The organism is Micromonospora siamensis, assembly GCF_900090305.1.
Taxonomy (GTDB): domain Bacteria; phylum Actinomycetota; class Actinomycetes; order Mycobacteriales; family Micromonosporaceae; genus Micromonospora; species Micromonospora siamensis.
Map to the genome: position 1 here is coordinate 3,676,793 of NZ_LT607751.1, position 16,932 is coordinate 3,693,724.

The following is a 16,932-nucleotide window of genomic DNA, read 5'->3' on the forward strand; positions in this document are numbered from 1 at the left end:
CGACCCCTCAGCGGCGGATCACGCCGAGGTCGGTGGCGGTGGCGACCGCGGCGGTACGCGAGTCGACGCCGAGCTTGGCGTAGATCCGCGCCAGATGGGACTTGACGGTGCCCTCGGTGAGGTGGAGTCGCCGCCCGATCCCGCGGTTCGACAGGCCCTCGGCGACCAGGGTGAGCACCTCCGTCTCGCGTCGGGTCAGGGCGGTCGCCGGGGCGCGCAGCCGGTTCATCAGCCGGTCGGCGACGGCCGGCGCCAGCGTGGTGCGGCCGGCCGCCGCCGTGCGCACGGCGGCGGCCAGTTCCTCGGGCGGGGCGTCCTTGAGCAGGTAGCCGGTGGCGCCGGCTTCGATGGCGGGCAGGGTGTCGGCGTCGGAGTCGTAGGTGGTGACGATCAGCACCCGGGGGGCGCCGGGGCGGGCGGTGATGGCGGCGGTGGCCTCGGCGCCGGTCATGCCCCTGCCGAACCGCAGATCCATCAGCACGACGTCGATGTCGCCCTCGGCGGCGCGGGCGACGGCCTGTTCCGCCGTGGCGGCCTCGGCCACCACGAGCAGGCCGGCTTCGGTCTCCAGCACGGCGCGCAGCCCGGCCCGCACGACGGGATGGTCGTCGGCCAGCAGCAGGCGGATCTGTCCGGCCGTCACGGCCCGGCCTCGACCCTGACGTCGGGTGCGGGGTCGGTGACCGGGAGCCGCGCGCTGAGGGTGGTGCCGTGGCCGGGGGCGGACCGGACGGTGAAGGTGCCGCCCAGAGCACGTACCCGGGCCCGGGCGCCGGGCAGGCCGAAGCCGCCGCCGTCCGGATCGGCCGGGGGCGGTCGGCGCGGGTCGAAGCCGGTCCCGTCGTCGACGACGTCGAGGGCGACCTGGCCGTCCAGGTAGCCGAGGGTGACCTCGGCGGTGCTCGCGTCGGCGTGGCGGACCGCGTTGGCCAGGGCGGACTGGGCGACGCGCAGCAGGGCGACCTCGTGCGCGGTCGGCAGCGGCACCGGCTCCCCGGTCAGGTGGAAGTGGGCGTCGAGCCGGTCGCGGGCGCTGGTGGTGGCGCACAGCCGCCGCAGGGCGTCGGCGAGGGTGGTCCCTTCCAACGCGGGCGGGGTGAGGGCGGTGACGAAGCGGCGGGCCTCGGCGAGGTTGTCCGCGGCGGCCTGGCGGGCCTGCTCCACGTAGCCGGCGGCGGCGCCGGAGGTGTCGGGCAGCGTGCGTCCGGCGGCGCGCAGCAGCAACTGGATGCTGGACAGCCCCTGGGCGAGGGTGTCGTGGATCTCCCGGGCGAGGCGTTCACGTTCCGCCAGCACACCGGCGGCGTGCTGGGCGGCGGCCAGGTCCGCGCGGGCGACGGTGAGCTCCTCGATCAGCCGCCGGCGTCGCTCACTCTCCCGGTACAGGGCCTGGTAACTCCACACCACCGCCACCGCCACCGCCGCGCCCAGGGCCGGACCGACCACGGTGCCCGCACCCCACCCGCCCTGGTGGGCGGCGGAGGCGAGGATCGCCGCGAGCGTGGTGACGGCGACCGCCGCCAGGCCGGCCCGGCGCGGCAGGACGTGCAGGTGGAGGAAGTACAGGGGGAAGGCCAGCCACACCCCGTCGGCGGAGAGCACCAGCAGCACCACCCACACCGCGCCCACGGCGACCAGCCACCAGAGCACGGCGCGGTGGCCGGCCCCGCCGCGGCGCAGCAGCCCGCCCGCCGCGTACGCCAGGGCCAGCGCCGCGGCGGCGGCGACGACGCCGGGCGCGCGCGGGTCGGCGTCGACCACGGCCCGGCCGGCGGCCAGCCCGAGGAGCCCGACCATCAGCAGGTGCAGGCACCAGGCCAGGGTCCGGGCGCCCGAGGTGGCGGCGGTCGTGTTCACGGTCCCTCCAGCGTAGGCGCCGGTCACCGGATCTCCCTCTGCCGAAAGATGCAAGTCGGCTGCCGCCGTTCGACCCGCGAAGTACCGTCGCCGGCCAGATGTTCCCGGCGGCCCGCCCGGCGACGGTGGAGGGACACCGCTTCCACCGTCGAAAGGGCCACCCCGTCGTGTTTGTCGCCTGGAGAGACCTGCGGTTCGCCCGCGGGCGCTTCGCCCTGATGGGGGCCGTCATCGCGCTCATCAGCGCACTGGTCGGGCTGGTGTCCGGCCTCACCGCCGGCCTGGCCCGGGACAATGTCTCCGCGATCACCGGCCTGCCCGCCGACCGGATCGCCTTCGGCCCGTCCGGCGACGGCCAGGGCCCGTCGTACGCCGACTCCTCGGTCACCGAACGGCAGTGGCGGCGGTGGGCCGCGGCCCCCGGCGTGACCCGGGCGGAACCGCTGGGCATCACCACCACCAGGGCCACCGCCGGCGGCACGACCGTCGGCGTGACCGTCTTCGGCGTACGTCCCGGATCCGCGCTGGCGCCCGACGGCGGCACGATCGACGACCGGTCGGTGGTGCTCTCCGGACCCGCCGCCGAGGACCTCGGCGTACGGGCCGGTGACGCCGTCGACCTCGCCGGGCGGGCGCTGACCGTCGCCGCCGTCCGGGGCGACGCCTCCTACAGCCACACCCCGGTGGTCTGGACCAGCCTCGACACGTGGCGGGCGGCCGCGCCTCCGACCGCCGCCGGCGAGGGCCGCACCGCCACCGTCGTCGCCCTGGACGTCACCTCCGACGCCGACGTCGAGGCCACCGACGCCGCCGTCGGCACCCGGAGCGTCCCGCTGTCGGAGTCGCTGTCCGCGGTCGGCTCCTACCCGGCCGAGAACGGTTCCCTGCAGCTGATGCGGGGCTTCCTGTTCGTCATCGCCGCCCTGGTCATCGGGGCCTTCTTCAGCGTGTGGACCATCCAGCGCAGCGCGGACCTGGCTGTGCTCAAGGCCCTGGGCGCCGCCACGGCGAACCTGCTGCGTGACGCGCTCGGCCAGGCCGTCGTCCTGCTCGGCGTCGGCACCGCCGCCGGCACCGCCGTCGCCGTCGCCGTCGGCGCCCTGGTCACCGCCGCGGCCGTGCCGTTCCGGCTCACCCCCGCCACGGTCCTCGCACCCGCCGCCGTCATCGTCGTCCTCGGCGCGCTGGGGGCGGCCCTGTCCATCGGACGGATCACCTCCGTCGACCCGCTGACCGCCCTGGGGAGCGCCCGATGAGCCTCAACCTGACCGACGTCACCCTCACCTACCCCGACGGCGCTGGCCGGCTGACCGCCCTCGATCACGTCACCCTCGACGTCCCCCGGGGCACCCTCACCGCCGTGGTCGGCCCCTCCGGCTCCGGCAAGTCCAGCCTCCTCGCCGTCGCCGCGACCCTCGTCACCCCCGACGCCGGCACCGTGACCATCGACGGCACCCCCACCACCGGCATGAGCCGGGCCGAACTGACCGGCCTGCGTCGCCACCGCATCGGCATCGTCTTCCAGCAGCCGAACCTGCTGCCCGCCCTCACCGCCGTCGAACAACTCCAGGTCATGGCCCACCTGGGCGGGCGCTCCGCCGCCCACGCCCGGTCGCGGGCCATCGACCTGCTGCACGCCGTCGGCCTCGCCGACCAGGCCGGAAGGCGCCCCCACCAGCTCTCCGGCGGCCAACGCCAGCGGGTCAACATCGCCCGGGCCCTGATGAACGAGCCCACCGTCCTGCTGGTCGACGAGCCCACCAGCGCCCTCGACCACGAGCGCGGCGCCGCGGTGGTCGACCTGATCACCCGCCTCACCCACCGGCAGGCGACCGCCACCGTCCTGGTCACCCACGACCGCACCCACCTCACCGCCGTCGACCGGGTCGTGCAGGTCCACGACGGCCGGCTGAGCGCCGCGGCACCCGGCACGTACGCCGGCGGCGTCGGGTGCGGGTAGCCTTCGGCCCGTGATCGTGGTGAGGTGCCGGTGACGACGCTCGACCGGGAACAGACCCCTACCCCCGCCGAGGTGACCGCCGGCGCGCCCGGGCGGCCCCTGCCGCTGCGCGCGGCCGTGCCCCTGGCAGTGGTCGCCGGGCTGGCGATGCTGGCCGCGTTCCCCCCGTACGGGCTGTGGCCGTTGGCGCCCGTCGGGGTCGCCCTGCTGGCCGCCGCCGTGCACCGGCGTCGGCTGCGGGCCGGCGCCGGGCTGGGTTTCCTGGCCGGGGTGGCGCTGTTCGCGCCGATGCTGGAGTGGACCAACCTGCACACCGGCTACCTGCCGTGGCTGCTGTTGTCGCTGTTGCAGGCGGGCTACCTGGCGCTGCTGGGGGCGGCGACGGCGTGGGTGTCGCCGCTGGCGGACCGGTGGCGCGCCGCCTGGCCGGTGCTGACCGGGCTGCTGTGGGTGGGGCAGGAGGCGCTGCGTGACCGCACCCCGTTCGGCGGGTTCCCGTGGGGTCGGCTGGCGTTCAGCCAGGACGGCTCGCCGCTGCTGCCGCTGGCCGCCCTCGGCGGCGCCCCGCTGGTCACGTTCGCGGTGGCGCTGCTCGGTGGCCTGCTGCTCACCGTCGCCTGGCGGCCCTGGCGCGACCGGCGGCAGGCGCGGGCGTGGCGGCCGGTCGCCGCCACCGTCGCCGCGCTGCTCGCGGTGACCGCCGCCGGGCTGCTCGTCCCCACCGGGGTACGCGGTGCCGGCGACGAGGTGACCGTGGCGATCGTGCAGGGCAACGTGCCCCGGCTGGGCCTGGACTTCAACGCCCAACGCCAGGCGGTGCTCAACAACCACGTCGACGCCACCCTGACCCTCGCCGGGCAGGTCGCCGCGGGCGCACAGCGCCGCCCCGACCTGGTGGTGTGGCCGGAGAACTCCAGCGACATCGACCCGCTGCGCAACCCCGACGCGGGGGCGCGGATCAGTCAGGCCGCCGACGCGATCGGCGCGCCCATCCTGGTCGGCGCGGTGCTGCTCGGCCCCGGCGCCGGGCAGGTCCGCAACGCCGGCCTGCTGTGGCGGCCGGGCACCGGCCCGGACCTGGATCAGCTGTACACCAAGCGGCACCCGGTGCCGTTCGCCGAGTACGTGCCGCTGCGGGACATCGCCCGCCGGGTCAGCGCCGAGGTCGACCGGGTCCGCTCCGACTTCGTGCCCGGCACCACCCCCGGGGTGCTGCGTACCGGGCCGGCGGTGCTCGGCGACGTGATCTGCTTCGAGGTGGCCTACGACGGCATCGTCCGGGACACCGTCGTCGGTGGGGCGCAGCTGCTGGTGGTGCAGACCAACAACGCGACCTTCGACGCCGCCGAGGCGCGCCAGCAGTTGGCGATGGTCCGGTTGCGGGCCGTCGAGCACGGTCGCGCCGCGTTGATGGCCTCCACGGTCGGGGTGTCCGGGTTCGTTACCCCCGACGGCCGGGTATCCGGGGCAACCGGGTTCAACACCGCCGAGGTGGTGGTCCGGCAGATGCGCCTCGGTGACGGGCGCACCCCGGCCACCACGGTCGGGGTGTGGCCGGAGGTGGCCCTGTCGGCGCTCGCGGTCGCCGCGCTCCTGGGCGCGGCCGGGCTGCGCCGCCGGCGGGCCTGAACCGCCACCGACCCGGGCGGACGTCGCGGGCCGGGCAGATGCGGAGGGCAGGCGTGAGCGGGGCGGAACCGAGGACCGGCCATCCCGGCGTGGGGCGGGTGCTGGTGGTCATCCCCACCTACAACGAGGCGGACAACGTCACCGACATCGTGGCGCGGGTCCGGCGGGCCGCCCCCGCGGTGGAGATCCTCGTCGCCGACGACAACAGCCCCGACGGCACCGGCGTCATCGCCGACGCGCTCGCCGACACCGACCCGGCGGTGCACGTGCTGCACCGGGAGGGCAAGCAGGGCCTCGGGGCGGCGTACCTGGCCGGTTTCGCCTGGGCACGCCAGCGCGGCTACGACGCGGTGGTGGAGATGGACGCCGACGGCTCGCACGCCCCGGAGGACCTGCCGGCGCTGCTGGCCGCCGCGGCGGACGCCGACGTGGTGATCGGCTCCCGGTGGACCCGCGGCGCGCGGGTGGTCAACTGGCCGCTGCGGCGGCTGCTGCTGTCGCGCTGCGGCAACCTGTACGCGCGGCTGGCGCTGGGCATGCCGGTCAGCGACGCCACCGGCGGCTACCGGGTGTACCGCACGGCCGCGCTGGAGGCCATCGACCTGGCGTCGGTCTGTTCCCAGGGCTACTCGTTCCAGGTGGAGTTGTCGCGGCTGGCCCACCGGGCCGGGGTGCGGATCGTGGAGGTGCCGATCACCTTCGCCGAGCGGGAACGCGGGGACAGCAAGATGAGCCCGCTGATCGTGGCCGAGGCGCTGTGGCGGATCACCGGGTGGGCGGTGCAGGACCGGCGTACGGCGTGGCGGCGGGCCGGGCGAGCGCGGGCCCGGTGGCCGTGAGCGGCGCCGTGTCATGCTGGAGGTCAGCGGTCGTACGGCAGATGGGGTGACATGCGTCGAGGACTGAGGTACGTGCCGCCGGCCATGCTGCTGGCGCTGATCCTGGAACTGGCGGTGTTCGTGGCGGTGGGCCGGGGCATCGGTTTCGGCTCGGCGGTGCTGCTGGTGTTCGCGGCGTCGCTGGTGGGGCTGGTGTTGCTGCGCCGCGAGGGGATGCGCGCCTGGCGCCGCTTCCGGGCCGGCGTCGAGGCGGGCGAGCGTCCGGGGCCGCAGGTGACCGACGGGCTGGTCGGGCTGCTCGGCGCGCTGCTGCTGGCCGCCCCCGGCCTGGTCAGCGGCGCGGTGGGCGTGCTGCTGCTGGTGCCGCCGGTGCGGCGGGTCGCCGGCGCCGGGGTGCGCCGGGTCGCCGAGCGGCGGATGTCGTCGATGGTGGCCGCGGACCTGTTCGGCCCGCGCCGCGTGCGGGTCCGGCAGGGGGAGCCGCAGCCCGGCCCGGCCCACACCGGACAACCGGTCACCGACCCCAACCGGGCCATCGAGGGTGAGATCGTCGAACCGCGCCCCTGAGACGCGAAACGCCCCCGGGAGGAGGAACCTCCCGGGGGCGTCGTCGTTTCGCCGGTCAGGCGCGGCCGCGGCGGGTGCGGACCTCCTGCAGCCGCTCGGCGAGGATGTCCTCCAGCTCGGCGATGGAGCGGCGCTCGAGCAGCATGTCCCAGTGGGTACGCGGCGGCTTGGCCTTCTTCTGCTCCGGCTCGCTGCCGTCGACCAGCCGGGCGACGCTGCCGTCGAACTTGCACTCCCAGGTCGTGGGGACCTCGGCGTCGACGGCGAACGGCACCTCGAACTGGTGGCCCTTGGCGCACAGGTACTCACGGGTCTGCCGCGGCGCGAGCTCCGTGTTCCGGTCGGATTCGTAGCTGACCGCGCCCAGACGGCTTCCGCGCAGCATACGCTCGCCCATGATCGACTTCCCCTCGTTCGTGGTGCTGGTCTTCTCGTGTAACGGCACATCTGAGGCGGGTCATTCCCACCCGGCGGGCGGGTGTCCACGCCGACGGGCCCCTGCAAGGGTAGCCGGCCACGCCGGTCGCCCGGCGGGGTCGTCCCCGGCCGGGCTCAAATGGTGGAGTGTTTTGCCTGCTACCGGGGATGCTAGCCGCCCCACAGCAACGGGAGGTGCCGAGTGGCCAGTGACACGCCGGTCGACAGCCGACCGCCGGGCGGGCGGACCTTCTTCGGCCATCCCCGTGCCCTGGCGACGCTGTTCCTCACCGAGATGTGGGAGCGGTTCAGCTTCTACGGCATGCGGGCCATCCTGGTGCTGTACCTCACCGCGGCCAGCGCCGACGCCGGACTGGGACTGCGCGAGTCCACCGCCAACGCCGTCTACGGCACGTACAACGCGATGGTCTACCTGATGGCGCTGCCCGGCGGGTGGGTCGCCGACCGGTTGCTCGGGGCCCGGCGCAGCGTGCTGTGGGGCGGCATCGTGATCGCCGCCGGGCACTACGTGATGGCCATCCCCACCGGCTGGAGCGTCTTCGCCGGCATGACCCTGATCGTGCTCGGCACCGGGCTGCTCAAACCGAACATCTCCACCATGGTCGGCGACCTGTACGACCGGGACTCCCCGCGCCGCGACGCCGGCTTCTCGATCTTCTACATGGGCATCAACCTGGGGGCGTTCATCGCCCCGCTGGTCTGCGGCTTCCTCGGCGAGAAGATCAACTGGCACCTGGGGTTCGCCGCCGCCGCCGTCGGCATGACCTTCGGCGTGATCCAGTACGTCCTGGGCGGGCGCAACCTGGGCGACGCCGGCGCCCGCCCCGTCGACCCGCTGCTCGGCGCCGACCGGCGACGGGCCCTGCGCCTCATCGGCATCGGCGTGGCGGTCCTGGCGCTGGTGCTGCTCGCCCTGGGCGTGGCCGGCCTGTTCACCGTCAACAGCGTGGTCAACCTGCTCACCGTCGCCACCGTGGTGATCACCGTCGGCTACTTCGCCCGGATCCTCACCGACCGGGAGATCAGCTCGACCGAGCGCAGCCGGATGAAGGCGTACCTGTGGCTGTTCATCTTCGCCGCCGCGTTCTGGCTGATCTACGACCAGGCCGGTTCGGTGCTGAACATCTTCGCCGCCGACCGCACCGACCGGGACGTGTTCGGCTTCACCTTCCCCGCCTCCTGGCTCCAGTCGGTCAACCCGATCCTGATCATCATCGGGGCGCCGCTGGCCGCCGCGCTCTGGGTCAAACTGGGCCACCGCGTCTCCACCCCGGCGAAGTTCGCCGTCGGCCTGATCCTCAACGGCCTGTCGTTCGTGCTGATGGCCGCCGCCGCCCGGGCCGCCGTCGGCGGCGACCTGGTCTCCCCGTGGTGGCTGGTGGCCGTCTACGCCATCCAGGTCGCCGGTGAGCTGGCCCTGAGCCCGGTCGGCCTGTCCGCCACCACCCGACTCGCCCCGGTCAAGTACGCCAGCCAGATGATGGGCCTGTGGTTCCTGGCCACCGCCGTCGGCGACGCCATCGGTGGTCAGGTCGCCCGGCTCGCCGAGACCTGGCCCGAGCCGACGTACTTCCTGACCTTCGGCCTGGCCTCGGTGGTGCTCGGGGTGGCGGCCGTGGCGGCCAGCCGGCACATCCGCCGGATGATGGCCGGCATCCACTAGCTCACTGCGGCCGGGCCGCCGGGGCCAGCCGGGCCAGCGCGGCGGCCAGGTCGCTGACCTGGTCGGCGAGCTGCGCCGCCCGCCGCTGGGCGCTGTCCCGGTCGTTCTCCGCGGCCCCCGTCCGGACCTCCAGCTCCGCCAGCCGGGCCCGGACGGCCGCGTCGGCGTGCCGGGCGGCGGCGAGTTCCGCGGCGAGCGCGTCGCGCTGCCCGGCCGCGGCGGCCGCGTCCTCCCGGGCCCGGGCGGAGACCGCCGCCAGTTCCTCCCGGGCCGCCGCCAACTCCTCGCCGACCGCCTGCGCCGCGGCCCGGGCCTGGTCACGGTCGCGGGTCGCGTCGGTGGTCGCCGCCTCGGCCCGCCGGGCCCGCTCCGCCGCGGCGTCGGCATCGGTACGCGACCGCGCGCTCTCCTGGTGGGCCTGCTCGGCACGGGTCAGCGCCTCGGCGGCCGCGGCGGTGGCCCGCTGCGCGTCGGCCCGCGCCGCGTCCCGCTCGACGGTCGCGTCGGCGGCGCGCTGCCGCTGCTCGTCCCGTTCGGCGCGCAGCGTCCGCAGCTCGTGGCGGGCCGCGTCGCGGTCCCGTTCGGCCTGGACCCGCAGCGCCACCGCGGCGCCCGCGTCGCGCCGCGCCTCGTCCCGCTCGGCGGTCGCCCGCTCCGCCTCCTGCCGCGCGGTGGCCGCTCGGGCGTCGGCGCCGGCGGCCCGAGCGAGCGCGGAGTCCCGGTCGGCGGTGGCGGCCTGCGCCTCCTGCCGGGCGCGGGCGGCCTGCGCGGCCGCCGTCTCCGCCTCCGCCCGGGCCTCGTCGCGGTCGGTGTGGGCCCGCGCGACCTCCGCGGCGGTCTCGGCACGCAGCTGGGCCAGCTGACGTTCCACCCCGGCCGGGGACAGCTCGGCGTGCAGGGACTCGGTCAGCGTCTGCACGATCTGGTCCAGCCGGTCCACCGCCTCCCAGGTGCGGGCGACCTGACCGGGCAGGCCCGGGGCGCTGCGGTGGCGCATCCGCACGTTGCGGGAGGCCCGCTGGCAGGCGCCGTCGTTGTCCCGGCAGTACCGGAACGGCCGGCCGGCGCCGGCGCGCTGCGGCACCTCGCGTCCGCAGTGGGCGCAGGGGCGGGTCTCGGTGGAGGTGGGCTCGGCGTCCATCGAGGCGGAAGTCTAGTTCCGCCGCCGGCCCGCGCCCCGGTCGGTGGGCACCGGGCGGCGGCGCCACCGGATAGCATCCGCCGATGGCCTTGTCTCCGTACATCGCCCGGCTGCGGGCCCACATCGGTCACGACGTGCTGCTGCTGCCCGGGGTCAGCGCCGTGGTCCGCGACGACGCCGGTCGGGTGCTGCTGGCCCGCCGCAGCGACAACGGCCGTTGGTCACTGCCCGCCGGCCTGGTGGACCCGGGGGAGCAGCCGGCCGACGCGGTGCTGCGCGAGGTCCTGGAGGAGACCGGCGTACGCGTGGAGATCGAGCGGGTCGGTGGGGTCGCCACCCACCCCGTCGTCTACCCCAACGGGGACGCCTGCGAGTACCTGAACGTGTGGTTCCGCTGCCGGCCCGTCGGCGGCGCCCCGACGGCCGACGGCGACGAGTCCCTGGAGGTCGGCTGGTTCGCCCCGGAAGCCCTGCCCGAGCTGGACGACTGGTCCCGCCTGCGGATCGACACCACCGTCGCGCAGGACGCGCCCACCTGGCACGCCGCGCCGGGGGAGAAGCACCCCGCGCTGGGGCAGCCCGACGCCCTGTAGGACCGGAGCGTGGGTCGGGGCTGCGCCGGGCGCCGGTCACCGGGCACACTGCACAGATGTCCGTGACCCTGCGGGTCGCCGGCACCGCTTCCGGCCCCGAGCTCGAGCTGCGCTGCTGGCGCCTCGACGACGTACCCGCGCTGCTCGACGCGCACCGCGACCCGGGGCTGCGGTCCCGGGTGCGCCAGCCGCTGACCACGCCCGCCGAGGCGCGGCGCTGGATCGACGGCAACCGGCAGGCCTGGGCGGCCGGCCGCAGCTTCAGCTTCGCCGTCTGCCAACCGGCCGCCGACGACAACCGGCTGGTCGCCTGCGTGGTGCTGAAGAACGTGCTGCCCGGACGGCTGGGCGCCGAGGTCGGCTACTGGACCGCCGCCGCCGCGCGCGGCCGGGGCGTCGCGCCACGGGCGCTGACCGCCGTCACCGACTGGGCGTTCACCCGGTTCGCCGCGACCGGCCTGTCCCACCTGGAGCTGCTGCACCAGGTCGACAACCCGGCCTCCTGCCGGGTCGCCGAGAAGACCGGCTACGACTTCGTCGAGGTGCTGCCCGCGCGCCCACCGTTCCCGCTCGACGGGCACCGGCACGTGCGCCGGTTCACCCCACGATGAGCAGCAGCGCCCCGGCCACGACCAGCCCCACCTCGACCAGCGTCACGAAGACCCGGTCGCTGATCCGGGCCACCACCCGCCGGCCCAGCGCCGCTCCGAGCACCGTCGCCGGGGTCAACGCCGCCCCGAGCGCCAGCACCCGGCCGTCGAGCAGCCCACCGGCGGCGTAACCGGCGGTCTTGGCCAGGTGCAGGGTCACCGCGGCCGCCGCCTCGGTGCCCACGTACGCGGCGCCGGTCAACCCGTACCCGAGGAAGAACGGCGCGGTCAGCGGCCCCACCGAACCCAGCAGCGCCGACCCCAGGCCGGAGGCCGCGCCCACCGCCACGAACGCACCCGCCCGGGTACGCGGCGGACGGGGCCGCCACCGCCGCCACGCCACCACAGCGAGCAGGAAAACCCCGAGCAGCCGGCGCAGCCCGGCCAGCGGGGCGTGGGCCAGCAGCAGCGCCCCCGCCACCGCCAGCGGCACCGCGCCGAACGCGAACCGGGCGACCAGTGGTCGGTGCAGCTCGCGCCGGTTCACCCAGACCCGGGCGCCGTTGCTGGACAACTGGGCAAGGGTGAGCACCGGCACCGCCACCCGCAGCCCGAACAGCGCGGTGAACACCGGCAGCAGCAGCACCCCGCCACCGAAACCGGTCACCGCCGACAGCAACGACAACGCGCACGCCGCCGCCGCGGCCAGCAGCAGCGCCTCGACCCCGCTCACCCGGCGGGCGTCGGCTCACCGGCCGGGCCGAGCAGCCGCAGCAGCAGCCGCGGCTCGCCCGGCCACGCGGCCAGCAGCACCTCCCGGGGCACCTGGCGGCCGGCGTAGCGCAGCGCCAGGGCGACCACCACGATGTCGTCGAGCGGTCCGATCACCGGCAGGAACTCCGGGATCAGGTCGATCGGGCTGGCCAGCCAGATCCCGGCGAACACGATCGCCACCTTGGCCTTGCGGGGCACCCGGGGATCGGCGCGCAGCCGCCGCACCGTGGTCAGGCAGTCCGGGATGAACGCCGCCAGGTCCCGCAGGATGCCCGGCGGCAGCCGCCGGGCCAGCAGCACCAGCAGCGCCCAGCTGGCCAACAGGCAGGCCACCGCCACCGCCAGGCCGATCAGCCAGTCCCGCACCCGTGCCTCCTCCGCAACGCTCTGCCGGCAATGTACGCCGCCCGCCCTCGCCCCGCCCGACGGCGGGGAATGCCGGCCCGTGGCCGGACGCTGCACCGTTGTCGGAGGCCCGGATACGGTGGAGCGAGGAGGTGGCGGCGGTGATCGACGGGTGGGAAGCGGCGGTCGAGGCGAAGATCCGCGAGGCGCAGGCGCGCGGCGAGTTCGACAACCTGCCCGGCGCGGGCAAACCGATCCCCGGCCGCAACGACCCCTACGACGAGTGCTGGTGGATCAAGAGCTTCCTGGAACGCGAGCAGCTCCCCGGTGACCTGCTGCTGCCCACCCCGCTGCAACTGCGCCGGCGCATCGAGCAGCTCCCCGACGAGGTCCGCGACCTGCCCACCGAGCAGTCGGTCCGGGCGTTCGTGGTCGACCTCAACCGGCAGGTGATCGAGTGGCTGCGTACGCCGACCGGGCCGCGGGTGGTGGTCCGGCCGGTCGATGTGGAGGCGGTGCTGGCCGGCTGGCGGGCCGACCGGGCGCGGCGCACGGCCCAGCGCACCGTGGCGGCCGCCGTCGAGTCGGTCGCCCCCGTGCCCGCCCGTCGACGGTCGTGGCGGCTGCCCTGGCGCCGCCGCTGACCGGCGGACACCTGATCGTCCGTCCCCGCCGGGTGGGGGTCGCCGCCCGTCCGCGATCCAGGTGTGTGCCGGGGGTGCCGCCGCGAGGCGATGTCCCAGTCGTTCACCGCCGCCGCACGCGCAGCACGCAGGTCAGCATCGGGAGGCTGAACTCGCCGTGCGCGGTCTGCGGGGTGTCGGCCAGGAAAGCGCGGATCCGGTCGAGGGTGGCTTCGCGCTGCGGAGCCGGCATCACCAGCATTCCCGCCCTGGTGGCGAGAGTCGCGACGAGCGAGTCGGCGGTGCGGCGCTGGGCGTGCCGGAACTCGGCCTGCTCCGGCGACCCGAACGCGACGGCCCCACCGCCGCGCGGCAGGTACGCGGTCGCCGTCTCGATCCGCCAGCTGTCCGGGGTGTCGCGGGGGCCGATGGCGGCGCCGCCGGCGACCCGGGCCAGCTCAGCCACCCAGCCGACCCGGTCGTCCAGGGTGTTCCACAATCCGGCGAGGGTGCTGCCGGGTGTCAGCACCCGGGCGATCTCCGGTCCCGCGACCGCCATGTCGAACCAGTGCATGGCGTTGCCCGCCAGTACGGCGTCGACGCCGCCGTCGGGCAGGGGGATCGCCTCGGCGCTGCCCCGGTGGGCGGGGACATCGGGCAGGGAGCGCCGCAGCTCGGCCAGCATGGCCGGGTCGGGCTCGACGGCCGTGACGTCGAAGCCCATCGCGGCAAGGGTGCCGGTGAGCTTGCCCGTGCCGGCCCCCAGGTCGAGCACCCGCCGACCGGGTGCCCCTTCCAGCGCCCACCGCACGGCGTCGCGCGCGTAGTCGGGGCGGTGCTCGGCGTACGCGGTCGCCGCGGCCCCGAACGACGAGGCGTGCCGTTCCCGCTCGCGCTGTTCGGTCCTGTCCCGTGCCGTCATCGTCTCTCACCTCTCGTGGTGAAGCCGCAGGAGGCCATCTTCGCAGTCGCCCGTTGCGGCGTGCCTGTCGTGGACCCGGCCGACGGAACCTCTTCCGTATCTCCATGGAACCTTCACCAACTGCCGGTGGCCCTGTGCTTCCGTGTGCGGATGGTCGGACTTCCGGCGGCGACCGCCGCGCCAGATCAGATCGCCTACCTGGACGCGGCTGCCAGCACGCCGGTGGGCCTGGACTACAAGCAGCGGTTCGTGGCGTCGCTCGAACTGCTGCCGGGCCAGACAGTGGCCGACATCGGCTGCGGTCCGGGAACGGACCTCGGTCGTCTCGCCGACGCGGTGGGGAAGGACGGCTGGGTCATCGGTGTCGACCGGGAGCCCCCGCATGCTCGCGGAAGCACGGCGCCGCCTGGGCGGGCGGTATGAGCGAGGCGAACGCCGAATCCTGGCTACGGCGACTCGTCCAGGGCCCCGTGGTCGCCGGCTTCACGTTCTACCTGGTGATCGCCGAAGCCTGATCCCACCGGCCACATCGCAGCGCCCCGGGAGGCCGCCAGGCTTCCCGGGGCGCTGCCACCTTCAAGCTCACGGCTCTGCACAGATCCCCACACCCGAATTAACGGATAGCCATTACCGGTAATCCGATATTTAGCACGGACAAACCGGACGTAACGGCAGTGCATCATAATGACGGTTCTTTGGCGTAAGTACTTACGCTGGTGTAAATCCCCGAGGATCTCTCACCCGAGACCGCCGGAAGGTCAATCGGTCCGAGAGCGCCCGTACTCGGCCCGGGCCCGGGCCACCTCGGCCGACTGCCGGTCCCGCCACCGCTTCTGCGCCTGCCGGTTGCACTCCCGACACACCCGGCGGTAGCGCCGCGTGTCGGGGTCGATCTCCCGGTCATGACCGTTGCGGCACTGCGGCGGCTGGGCGCGGCCGCGGCAGTTCTCCGCATGGGTCAGCTGTTGCAGGTGGGTCGGCTCGATGCAGTCGGGGACGCCGCAGAGGTGGTGAACATTGAGATCCGGGTCGTACCCGCCGAGGAACACGACGTAGGCGGCGATGTGTGCCCACGCTCGACCAGCGAGCTTCTGGTGGATGCCACGCCGGCTGCCATAACCGCGCACGATCAGACAGCCGTCGTCGAGCCTGACCGAGCGACCGATGAGGTAGGAGCGCAGTGATTCCTCGGTGAAGTGGCCTGACAGCCCACGGATCTGCGACAGCACGCCGACAGCGTAGGAGAGCGGGGTGACAGGACGAGGGCGCGCCGGCGCCGTACACCCGGGGCGGCGCAATCAGGACCTCGGGGACCAACGGAACCGTGGTTGTCGGTGAGAACGATCTCGCCCGTACCGTGTCGGTCCAGTGAGGCGTCGTCCACGCCCGCGGTCACAGGTTGTTCGCGTAGAAGCTGGTGAGTCGTTCGACGGCGGCGTCGACGTATTCGGGTTCGTCGTACATCTCGTAGTGGCCGGCGCCGTCGATCACCATGAGGTCGACGGGGTTGGGGGCCAGCTTCCACAGTTGCATGCCGGTGTCGTAGGAGCCGGTGTTGCCGATGTGTCCGGCGAGGATGACCTGCAGTGGCTGGGTCATGAGCTGATCGGCCAGGTGGAAGGCGTCGTAGCCCAGCAGAAGGGAGTCGCTGCGCAGGAGGCGCCGGTTCGTGGAGTGTTCGTTGCCGCCGCGCTCGGTGCGGTAGTAGGTGATGGCCTGAGTGGTGTCGATGTCGGTCACGCCCGCTGCCGTGGCGTCCTCGATGGTGTCGGGCAGCCAGTTCACGCGGGTCGTCTCGCCGCGGCGGGCCTCTTCGGTCCGTGCGTCCGCGAGGGCGTCGAGTGCTGCGGCCGGACCGTCGGGGGAGAAGCTGCGGAACGCGTTGCCGATGTCGACGGGGACGACCGTGCCGACCGCCTTGATGCGGTGGTCCGTACGGGCGGTGTGGACGGCGTACCCGCCACCGGCGCAGATGCCGAGGACGCCGATGCGCTGTGGGTCGATGCCGGGGGTCGTGGTGAGCAGGTCGATGGCGTAGGAGATGTCCTCGCCTCGGCGGTAGGGGTCTTCGAGGTCGCGGGGCTCGCCCCCGCTCTGGCCCTGATGGCCGGGGTCGAGGACGAGGGCCGCGATGCCGCGGGCGGCGAGACGGGAGGCGTAGTTGGCGCCGATCTGCTCCTTCACGCTGCTGCCCGGGGTGGAGAGCACCACGGTGCGCAGCGGTGCGCTGCTGTCGGCGTTGTCGGGCAGGTGGAGGTCCGCGGCGAGGTTGATGGGGCCGCGCGGGATCAAGAGGTGCTGAAGCATGTCTGGCTTCCTTCGTGAGATTATTGTTCCACAGGAGTCCAGTACAAGACCGTATCTTGTACGATCTGGAACTAGTACGAAACTGTATCACTCGGATGGAGGGGCCGCATGTCGGTCGACGGGGCGCGGCTGTGGACGCTGAACCAGCGGCTGCTGGGCGTCGTGATGGATGCCTGCACGGGGGAGCTGGCGGAACTCGGGCTGGAGACGAAGGAGTTTTTCGTCCTGGCCGAGGTGGAGGCATCGCCGTACCCGGCCGAGATCGCGACTGCGCTGCTGCTGCCCAAGGCGAGCGTGACGGTGTACGTCCGCAACCTCGTCGCCAAGGGCCTTGTCCGGCGCGAGATCGACGAGGCGGACCTGCGGCGTCACCGGCTCGTACTGACCGACGAGGGCAGGAAAGCACGCGATCGAGCACTTGCAGCCCTCGCAGCGGAGTACGACCGCAGGCTGGCGAGGGTCACCCCCCAGGACCGCGCCGAGCTGCAACGCATCCTCAAAGCGATGCTCGACTCGCCCGCGTCAGCCCGTGTGCGCGAGTGACCCGTCTGTCCGGTGTTCTGCTGCGACGTGCTTGTCCCGGTCGGTCTTGACCGCGGCTGTGGCGGTCGCAGGATCCTTGTCCACCGCGTGCCGCCCGGACCATGATCGTTTACCGATGTTCCCCGAGGCCGAATCAGCGGT

20 protein-coding genes are annotated in these 16,932 nt (G+C 74.4%); 11 read left to right on the plus strand and 9 right to left on the minus strand.

What is annotated here, in order from left to right; all coding sequences use genetic code 11:
* Window positions 1-7 precede the first annotated feature (7 nt).
* Window positions 8-643, minus strand: a complete 636-nt coding sequence (locus GA0074704_RS16995) for a response regulator (RefSeq protein WP_088971416.1) — start codon at window positions 641-643, stop codon at window positions 8-10.
* A complete protein-coding gene (locus GA0074704_RS17000) occupies window positions 640-1,857 on the minus strand; it encodes a sensor histidine kinase (RefSeq protein WP_231926489.1) in 1,218 nt (405 codons plus the stop codon). Before GA0074704_RS17000 ends, GA0074704_RS16995 begins: the two co-directional genes overlap by 4 nt.
* A 218-nt stretch (window positions 1,858-2,075) precedes the next feature.
* Between GA0074704_RS17000 and GA0074704_RS17005 the strand changes: the two genes are divergently transcribed.
* Genes GA0074704_RS17005 through GA0074704_RS17025 form a run of 5 tightly spaced genes read left to right on the plus strand, consistent with a single transcriptional unit; the run spans window position 2,076 to window position 6,852 of the window.
* A complete protein-coding gene (locus tag GA0074704_RS17005) occupies window positions 2,076-3,113 on the plus strand; it encodes an ABC transporter permease (RefSeq protein WP_231926491.1) in 1,038 nt (345 codons plus the stop codon).
* Entirely contained in the window at window positions 3,110-3,817 is a 708-nt protein-coding gene (locus GA0074704_RS17010; RefSeq protein WP_088971417.1) for an ABC transporter ATP-binding protein, read from the plus strand. Before GA0074704_RS17005 ends, GA0074704_RS17010 begins: the two co-directional genes overlap by 4 nt.
* Window positions 3,818-3,847: 30 nt before the next feature.
* Window positions 3,848-5,446, plus strand: a complete 1,599-nt coding sequence (gene lnt, locus GA0074704_RS17015; protein WP_088973752.1) for an apolipoprotein N-acyltransferase — start codon at window positions 3,848-3,850, stop codon at window positions 5,444-5,446.
* Window positions 5,447-5,484: 38 nt separating this feature from the next.
* On the plus strand, window positions 5,485-6,285 hold the full coding sequence (locus tag GA0074704_RS17020) for a polyprenol monophosphomannose synthase (protein WP_088971418.1): 801 nt from the start codon (window positions 5,485-5,487) through the stop codon (window positions 6,283-6,285).
* 51 nt (window positions 6,286-6,336) lie between these two features.
* On the plus strand, window positions 6,337-6,852 hold the full coding sequence (locus tag GA0074704_RS17025; protein WP_088971419.1) for an FxsA family protein: 516 nt from the start codon (window positions 6,337-6,339) through the stop codon (window positions 6,850-6,852).
* A gap of 55 nt (window positions 6,853-6,907) precedes the next feature.
* On the opposite strand, the gene GA0074704_RS17030 is transcribed toward GA0074704_RS17025, so the two are convergent.
* Window positions 6,908-7,249: an RNA polymerase-binding protein RbpA gene (locus GA0074704_RS17030; RefSeq protein ID WP_046564157.1), complete on the minus strand. Its 342-nt coding sequence runs from the start codon at window positions 7,247-7,249 to the stop codon at window positions 6,908-6,910.
* A 222-nt stretch (window positions 7,250-7,471) separates the two neighbouring features.
* Here GA0074704_RS17030 and GA0074704_RS17035 point away from each other — a divergent pair, with 222 nt between their 5' ends.
* A complete protein-coding gene (locus GA0074704_RS17035; RefSeq protein ID WP_088971420.1) occupies window positions 7,472-8,953 on the plus strand; it encodes a peptide MFS transporter in 1,482 nt (493 codons plus the stop codon).
* 1 nt (window position 8,954) lies between these two features.
* On the opposite strand, the gene GA0074704_RS17040 is transcribed toward GA0074704_RS17035, so the two are convergent.
* A complete protein-coding gene (locus GA0074704_RS17040; protein WP_088971421.1) occupies window positions 8,955-10,094 on the minus strand; it encodes a hypothetical protein in 1,140 nt (379 codons plus the stop codon).
* Between the two features lie 83 nt (window positions 10,095-10,177).
* On the opposite strand from GA0074704_RS17040, the gene GA0074704_RS17045 reads away from it, so the two are divergent.
* Window positions 10,178-10,687, plus strand: coding sequence for an NUDIX hydrolase (locus GA0074704_RS17045; protein WP_088971422.1), 510 nt, complete (start codon window positions 10,178-10,180; stop codon window positions 10,685-10,687).
* 56 nt (window positions 10,688-10,743) lie between these two features.
* Complete coding sequence (locus GA0074704_RS17050) at window positions 10,744-11,298, plus strand: GNAT family N-acetyltransferase (RefSeq protein ID WP_088971423.1); 555 nt, start codon at window positions 10,744-10,746, stop codon at window positions 11,296-11,298.
* On the opposite strand, the gene GA0074704_RS17055 is transcribed toward GA0074704_RS17050, so the two are convergent.
* Both GA0074704_RS17055 and GA0074704_RS17060 read right to left on the minus strand, forming a co-directional pair.
* On the minus strand, window positions 11,285-12,010 hold the full coding sequence (locus GA0074704_RS17055) for a sulfite exporter TauE/SafE family protein (protein ID WP_088971424.1): 726 nt from the start codon (window positions 12,008-12,010) through the stop codon (window positions 11,285-11,287). The genes GA0074704_RS17050 and GA0074704_RS17055 overlap by 14 nt on opposite strands.
* Entirely contained in the window at window positions 12,007-12,417 is a 411-nt protein-coding gene (locus tag GA0074704_RS17060) for a YkvA family protein (protein WP_088971425.1), read from the minus strand. Before GA0074704_RS17060 ends, GA0074704_RS17055 begins: the two co-directional genes overlap by 4 nt.
* A gap of 140 nt (window positions 12,418-12,557) precedes the next feature.
* Here GA0074704_RS17060 and GA0074704_RS17065 point away from each other — a divergent pair, with 140 nt between their 5' ends.
* Window positions 12,558-13,040, plus strand: coding sequence for a DnaJ family domain-containing protein (locus tag GA0074704_RS17065; RefSeq protein ID WP_088973753.1), 483 nt, complete (start codon window positions 12,558-12,560; stop codon window positions 13,038-13,040).
* 103 nt (window positions 13,041-13,143) lie between these two features.
* Here the strand turns inward: GA0074704_RS17065 and GA0074704_RS17070 are convergent, their stop codons facing one another.
* Entirely contained in the window at window positions 13,144-13,941 is a 798-nt protein-coding gene (locus GA0074704_RS17070) for a class I SAM-dependent methyltransferase (RefSeq protein ID WP_088971426.1), read from the minus strand.
* An 18-nt stretch (window positions 13,942-13,959) separates the two neighbouring features.
* Here GA0074704_RS17070 and GA0074704_RS17075 point away from each other — a divergent pair, with 18 nt between their 5' ends.
* Complete coding sequence (locus GA0074704_RS17075; protein ID WP_157743704.1) at window positions 13,960-14,364, plus strand: methyltransferase domain-containing protein; 405 nt, start codon at window positions 13,960-13,962, stop codon at window positions 14,362-14,364.
* A gap of 335 nt (window positions 14,365-14,699) precedes the next feature.
* Here the strand turns inward: GA0074704_RS17075 and GA0074704_RS17080 are convergent, their stop codons facing one another.
* Together GA0074704_RS17080 and GA0074704_RS17085 are read right to left on the minus strand one after the other, a co-directional pair.
* On the minus strand, window positions 14,700-15,170 hold the full coding sequence (locus GA0074704_RS17080; RefSeq protein ID WP_088971428.1) for an HNH endonuclease: 471 nt from the start codon (window positions 15,168-15,170) through the stop codon (window positions 14,700-14,702).
* A 163-nt stretch (window positions 15,171-15,333) separates the two neighbouring features.
* Window positions 15,334-16,248, minus strand: coding sequence for an alpha/beta hydrolase (locus tag GA0074704_RS17085; protein WP_088971429.1), 915 nt, complete (start codon window positions 16,246-16,248; stop codon window positions 15,334-15,336).
* A gap of 108 nt (window positions 16,249-16,356) precedes the next feature.
* On the opposite strand from GA0074704_RS17085, the gene GA0074704_RS17090 reads away from it, so the two are divergent.
* Entirely contained in the window at window positions 16,357-16,791 is a 435-nt protein-coding gene (locus GA0074704_RS17090) for a MarR family winged helix-turn-helix transcriptional regulator (RefSeq protein WP_088971430.1), read from the plus strand.
* The last annotated feature ends 141 nt before the right edge of the window (window positions 16,792-16,932 follow it).